At 61.9% G+C, this 6,772-nt stretch carries 5 protein-coding genes; 1 reads left to right on the top strand and 4 read right to left on the bottom strand.

Annotated elements, in window-relative coordinates:
* The 3 genes from QT222_RS09110 to QT222_RS09100 form a co-directional block, all read right to left on the bottom strand.
* Positions 1–1,067: ABC transporter permease (locus QT222_RS09110; RefSeq protein ID WP_491476982.1), on the bottom strand; the 1,067-nt coding region annotated here is incomplete at its 3' end.
* A 22-nt stretch (positions 1,068–1,089) separates the two neighbouring features.
* Positions 1,090–2,808 carry an ABC transporter substrate-binding protein gene (locus tag QT222_RS09105; protein ID WP_004057662.1) on the bottom strand — a complete coding sequence of 573 codons (1,719 nt, stop codon included), beginning with the start codon at positions 2,806–2,808 and terminating at the stop codon, positions 1,090–1,092.
* 126 nt (positions 2,809–2,934) lie between these two features.
* Positions 2,935–5,634: an ABC transporter ATP-binding protein gene (locus tag QT222_RS09100; protein ID WP_049917436.1), complete on the bottom strand. Its 2,700-nt coding sequence runs from the start codon at positions 5,632–5,634 to the stop codon at positions 2,935–2,937.
* A 208-nt stretch (positions 5,635–5,842) separates the two neighbouring features.
* Here QT222_RS09100 and QT222_RS09095 point away from each other — a divergent pair, with 208 nt between their 5' ends.
* Positions 5,843–6,337 (top strand): DUF7529 family protein, encoded by a 495-nt coding sequence (locus QT222_RS09095; RefSeq protein ID WP_491476981.1) that lies wholly within the window; start codon positions 5,843–5,845, stop codon positions 6,335–6,337.
* Between the two features lie 53 nt (positions 6,338–6,390).
* On the opposite strand, the gene QT222_RS09090 is transcribed toward QT222_RS09095, so the two are convergent.
* The coding region (locus QT222_RS09090; RefSeq protein ID WP_491476980.1) for a zinc ribbon domain-containing protein at positions 6,391–6,772 on the bottom strand (382 nt) is incomplete at its 5' end.

Here is a 6,772-nt window from a genome sequence, read left to right as displayed (position 1 = left end):
GTGCCCCACCTGGGCCGGCGCCGCGGGCGGCGTTTTGCTCTCGGTGCTCTGGGTGCGCCCCCGGGGGCGGGGAGGGGGTAGGTGAGGGCGCCGCCGGGATTCCCCAGCGTGAACGGGAGCGCGAGGGTGAGGCCGGCCCCCGGACCGCGGGGGTAACCGCCGACCTTGATGGCCTCGACGAGGAGCGTTCCGATACCGCCGATGGCGAACACCGTCTCCGTCAGCACTGCACCGCCGAGCAGGCCACCGAACTGGATGCCGATGACCGTGATGACGGGAATCATCGCGTTGCGGAAGCCGTGTTTCAGGACCGTAATCTTCGCGCCTTGGCCCTTCGCGCGGGCAGTCCGCATGTAGTCTTGCCGGATGACTTCCAGCATCGACGAGCGCATCATCCGCGAGATGAGCGCCATCGAGTAGACGCCGATAACCGACGCCGGGAGAATCATGTGGCGAACCGCCGAGACGAACATCTCCATGTTCCCGGCAAGGAGCGTGTCGATTGTGACAAGCCCCGTTACGCGGATGGCCTCGACGTTGTAGAGGACCGAAATCCGGCCGCTCGTCGGGAGCCATCCGAGCATCTGTGCGAACAGCAAGATGAGAAGCGGACCGCTCCAGAAGATGGGGACGCTGATACCGGTGAGCGCACCGATACGGGTCAGGTGGTCCGTGATGCTGTCCTGCTTGACGGCGCTGAGGATGCCGAGCGGGATGCCGAGCGAGACGCCGATAAGCTGGCCGTAGAGGGCCAGTTCGAGCGTGACTGGCAGTTTGCTCGCCAGCACTTCACGGACTGGAGTGTTCCGCTGAATGATGAATGATTCACCAAACTGGAACTGCGCGGCATCGGCCAAGAACCGCCCGTACTGCACCCAGATAGGGTCGTTCAGCCCGAGACTCTCTTCGACCTGCCGGACGAACTCCTCGCTCGCTCGTTCGCCAGCGATGGTGAGCGCCGGGTCGCCCGGAGAGAGGTGCAGGATGGAGAAGACGAGCGATGCCACTCCAACCAGCACGGGGACGAGCAACAGCAGCCGCTTGAGTACGAATCGTGTCGAAATCATGAATCGAAAGGTGGTCAGTCCCTTAGTTCAGGCTAACCAGGTTGAGGTACGGGCCGCTTATGGCCGCGATTTTGAACCCGCTGACACGCTTTGAAACACCGCGGAGTTCGTCCGCGTAGTCGAGATACACCCAGGGAGCTTCGTCGTGCGCAATCTGGTTCGCCTGGTTGTACAGCGATTCACGCTCTGCTTCGTCGTAGGTGCTCTGCCCCTGCTCGATGAGGTCCATGTACTCGCTGTTCGCCCAACCGGAGCGGTTACTGGTGTTGTAACCTTCCGCGTCGAAGCTGACCCAGTCTTGGCCCTCGGTGAGTTCTCCTTCTTCCACCTGCGGGTGAAGCAGGACGTACATGAAGTTGTCCGGGTCGGCGTTGTCGGTGTACCAACCGAGGAAACAGGCGTCGTGGCGTCCCTGTGCGGTGTATTCGAGGAACGGACTGAACGACTGCTGGTTGATTTCGACATCGATGCCGATTTCGCCGAGGTTGGACGCGACGGTCTCTGCGGTCTGAATCGGCGATGGGTTGTACCCACGGGGGTTCTGGAACGTCGCCAGTTCGAACGAGAAGCCGTCGCCGTAGCCCGCCTCTTCGAGGAGGCTCTGTGCCTTGTCGGTGTCGTACGGGTACGGGTCGAGGTCGTCGTTGTGGCCGAGGACGTTCGGCGGAAGCGGTTGGCTCGCTTGTGTCGCGAAGCCGGAGTAAATCTCGTTGACGATGGCTTCGGTGTTGATGGCGTGGCTGATTGCCTGCCGGACGCGCTTGTCGCGGAACTCCTCCACACTCGCCATGTTGAACGCCATGTAGCCGATGTTGATACCCTCGGTGCGGACGAGGTCGGCGTTACTCGCGTTTTCGACCTGCACGGACGACTGCGCGCCGAGACCGTCGACGATATCGAGTTCGCCCGACGCGAGCGACTGCGCACGCGTGGAGTTCTGTCCGATGGTGACGAAGACGACTTCGTCCACGTTGGGACCTTCGCCCCAGTAGTCGGTGTTCGCTTCGAGGCGGATAATCTCGTTCGCGTCGTCGAGGTTGCTCAGCTTGAAGGGACCGGTACCGACTGGGTTCTTTTTGAGTTCCGTCCCGTACTCCTCGATGGCGGCCTTGGAGTGAACGGCGGCCGCGAACATCGCCAGATTGCGCAGGAACGGTGCGTACGTCTGGGTCAGCTTGATGGTCATCGAGTAGTCGCCATCGACTTGAATCTCGTCAATCCAGGACCCGAGCGTGAACGGACCGTAGGCGGAGACGTAGTCGTCGCCAGCGTAGTTCTCGTAGCTATTGTCGACGAAACGGCGATACGTCGCCACGAAGTCCGCTGCGGTGAACTCCTCGCCGTTGTGGAACTTCACACCCTCGCGGAGCGTGATGGACGCCGTCTTCCCCTCCAGCGTGTACTCCGTTGCAAGCCCCTGCGTCAGCGTGGACTTGCCTGGCTCGAAGTTAATGAGCGTGTCGTACATCTGCTCTGTGACCTTCGCAACCTCGCCGCTCGTATCGTTCTGGAAGTCGAGCGTTGGCGAGTGACTCCCGCGGCCGTACCGCAGGACAGATGGCGAGCCACCGTTACCGCCGGAGTTATCCTCGGTCGTGGTCTCCCCACCGCCACTGGTCTCTTCGGTCGTGGTTTCGTCGCCGTTACCACCAGTACAGCCCGCGAGAGCTGCGGTGGCCGTAGCCGTCCCCGCGGCGCTCAGGAAGCGGCGCCGGGATAGGGAATTGCCATCTTGTGACATACCAGTACCTATCAATCACACCCTATAAAAATAACGAAGAACGTGGACAGTAACTGAAAGACTCCGTCAAGCTCCACCGGCAAGAATAGGAATCAACCAAAAGACACCTCGCCAGCTTTGAGTTGGCTATTTATCGAGAAGGTGACAGGCTGCAGGGTGCTCGTCTGTGCCGAGTTCAGGGGCATCTCGTTCGCACACGCTTTCGAACCGTTCCCGAAGAATCGCCGCTGCGTCCTCCCACTCGCCGTCGACGACGTGTTCGAGTGCACGGTCGATAACATTCGTCAGGTCGGGCGACAGCGAGTGCGACAGGTGCGATTCTCGGAGTTCCGTGACGACCGCATTCCGGCCGACAGTCCCTCCGTCCGCACTCACCGCGACCGCCTCTTGCCCGGACTCTGCCGTTGCTTCCTCCCGCGCCGTCTCGACATCCAGCGACTCACGCTCGATTCGCTGGCGGAGGTCCATCACTTCGCGGTACGCTTCCTGTTCGATGTCGAGGTCCGCCGGCGGAATGACCTGCGGACACCGCGTTCGGAAGTGGCACCCCGACGGCGGGTTGATGGGACTGGGAACGTCGCCTTCGAGGATGATTCGGTCGTCCGTCTCGGCAGCAGGGTCCGGTTCCGGAATCGCCGACAGGAGTGCCCTCGTGTAGGGGTGTCTCGGGTCCTCGAACAACTCGCCTGTGTCCGCGACTTCGACGATTTCGCCGAGGTACATGACGGCGACGCGGTCGGAGATGTGGCGGACGACAGAGAGGTCGTGCGCGATGAAGAGGTACGTCAGGCCGAACTGCTCTTGGAGGTCTTCGAGCAGGTTGAGAATCTGCGCTTGGACACTCACGTCGAGCGCCGAGACGGGTTCGTCGGCGACGATGAAATCCGGGTCGACGGCGAGTGCGCGGGCGATACCGACGCGCTGGCGCTGCCCGCCAGAGAGTTCGTGGGGATAGCGGTCGTACTGCCCGACTTCCAGCCCGACGGCGTCGAGCAGTTGGTGGACGCGACGACGACGACGCTCACGGGTCGATTCGCCCGGCGTGACCGTCACGTCGACTGCAGTCACCGTGTCACCGTCGCGTTCGACCTCGATTTCGGTACGGAGTCGCTCTTCGACGGACACGTCAACGTCCCCGTTCGAGACGGTGATTGAGACGTGGGCCGTCGAAACACCGTTCGACGACCCCACGATGGCGTCGATTTCGTCGTTCGCCGTGACCGTCACGCGGTCGGGTGAAATACCGGATACGTCAGCCACGACCTCGCCGCGAACGTCGGGGTCGGACACCGGAAGGTCGTGAACGTCGAGCGGTTCGCGGATGGTCTGTCCGACGGTCATCCGCGGGTCGAGCGACGAAAGCGGGTCCTGGAAAATCATCTGCATGTCACGGCGCATCGCGCGGAGTTCGTCGCTGTCGAGTCCCGAAAGGTCCGTTCCGGAGAAGACGACGCGACCGTCCGTCGGCGGCGTCAAGTGCAGGAGACTTCGCCCGGCGGTGGATTTCCCACAGCCAGATTCGCCGACGAGACCGAGTGTTTCGCCCTCGTAGACGGTGAAATCGATTCCGTCGACCGCTTTCACGCTCTGGTCGTCGGTCCCGAGGAACTTGTCCAAGACGCCGTCTGCCTGTTGGTAGTACTTCTGTAACCCGTCGACTTCGAGAAGTGGTGTGTTGGAGGGCTTGGTCTGCGACATCGTTCCGACGGCGTCGACGCCGTACTCACTGGTATCGAAATCGTCGAGGACGCATTTCGAGCGGTGCGCTGTCGCTTCGCCCCCGTGTTGCTTGTACGGAATCTCACCCGCGGTACACTCCGGTTTGGCCCACGGACACCGCGGCGCGAAGTGGCAACCCTCGGGCATGTCGATGAGGTCAGGAACGTTGCCCTCGATGGGCGTGAGGCGCTCTTTTTCCTCGCTCGGTAGCGATTCGAGAAGCGTGTACGTGTACGGGTGCGAGGGGTTGTGGAATATCTCTTCGACCGGTCCCTCTTCGACGATTTCGCCCGCGTACATGACCGCAACCCGGTCGCACGTCTCGGCGACGACGCCGAGGTCGTGAGTAATCATGAGCACCGACATCCCGAGGTCCTCCTGTAGGTCGTCGATGAGGTCGAGAATCTGCGCCTGAATGGTCACGTCGAGCGCCGTCGTCGGTTCGTCGGCGACCAGAAGACGGGGTTGACACGCGAGCGCGATAGCGATGAGGACGCGCTGGCGCATCCCGCCGGAGAACTCGTGTGGGTACTCGTCGACGCGGGCACCCGGTTCAGGGATACCGACGGATTCGAGCACGTCGATGGTCCGTTCGACCACCTCGTCGTCGATATCACGGCTAAGCTTCGGCAGCAATTCGCGGACCGCGTTGAACCACGAGTCTTTCCGGCGGCCGCCGTACTGGTGGAGCCGAAGACTCTCTGCGACCTGTTCGCCCACCGTGAGCGACGGATTCAGCGAGGTCATCGGGTCCTGGAAAATCATCCCGATTTCACTCCCACGGACGACGCGCAGCGCTTCTTCGGGGGCATCCACGAGGTTGATGATGTCGCCGTCGACGAACGAGGGCTCGTCGTACTGCTCGCGGAATTCGTCGGCGAGGTGTGGACTCTCTAGTTCGACAGACCCCGAGACGATTTCGCCGGGGTCGTCGACGAGACCCATCGTCGAGAGGGCCGTCACGCTCTTTCCCGAGCCCGACTCGCCGACGAGGCCTACAGTCTCACCTTCGGCGACCGTAAGGTCGAGACCGTCGACAGCTTTGACGTGACCACGGTCGGTCGAAAACTGTGTTCGAAGGTTCGAAAGAGAGAGCAAACTCATTATTGAATGTGAATGATATGCATGGCATGATATACCTTTTCAATTTTTGCCAGACCATCTCAGACTTTTGTCACCGAGTCGGCGACCGAAATCCAGTCGAATGCGAGCGCCCGGTGTGGGAACGTCGAGTTCCCGCACCCCTGCGAAGGTAGACGTTCCCCACCGGCGGGAGAAGCCAAGGTTTAGGTATCGCTCACCGACACCATGCCGCATGGAAAAACATCCGCTCTCGGACGAGTCGAACACGTGGGAGACGGTGGTCGAAGAGTGTGAAGCGCTCGCTGACGACTATCGAGAGCGCGACTGGCGCGTCGTCGTGGCCCTGCCGGGCGACGTCGCTCCCGTTCCCGGAACAGGCGACGATGTCGTCGACCACGTCGGTCTCGATATCGTCGTTGGCGACGACGTATACAGTGAGGTCGAATCGGCCGTCGAAGGCACAGCGTTCGACGAATACGAATCGTTCCGCGCGGTCACCAACGGTCTCGTCTATCTCGCACTCATCGTCCGCGCGACCGAAGACGAAGTCGCGGTCTGCCTCCCGCTGTACTACCGTCTCGCCGAGACCGACCGCATGTTCTCGCTGCTCGCCGACGGCGCAACGATGCGGACGAAGGTCCACCCGCTCGACCCCGACACGGGTGTCGAATTCGTCCACGAGGACCCCGAGCCACTCTTGCCACCGGACTGGGACGCAGAGGTCTAACGCGCGTTCTGAAGCGTTTCCAGTGGAACCTCACGCAGACGATTACGGGCGACTCAGGCCGTCGAGTCGTCCGGTGATTCGACATTAGTCGCAGCACCGCTGTTCTCCGCCGATTCGGTCTCATCATCCGCCTCCTCGCACCGCAACTCCTCGGCTCGAAGTTCCGCGCGTGCGTACGCGTCGTAGATAGAATAGAGCCACACCGCGGGGATGAGAACGATTCCGATGAATACTACCGTCGAAAGCGTTGTGACGACCATCCCGACGGCGAACGCAAGTCCGCGTTCGAGTTCGCGGTTGTACAGTTGACCCAACCCGGGGAAGAGAGCGGATAGAAGCGCCGCAATGAATGGGTTCCCTCCTTCAATCAGGTCGTCTACCGCGGAGTCGACCGATGACTGCGGCGGGCCCCGTCTGCGGAACCCCCACCCCGGG

The sequence above is a fragment of the Haloferax sp. s1 genome, from assembly GCF_058382125.1.
Note: the sequence above shows the minus strand (reverse complement) of the source record. Positions and strands in the feature narration are given on the sequence as shown.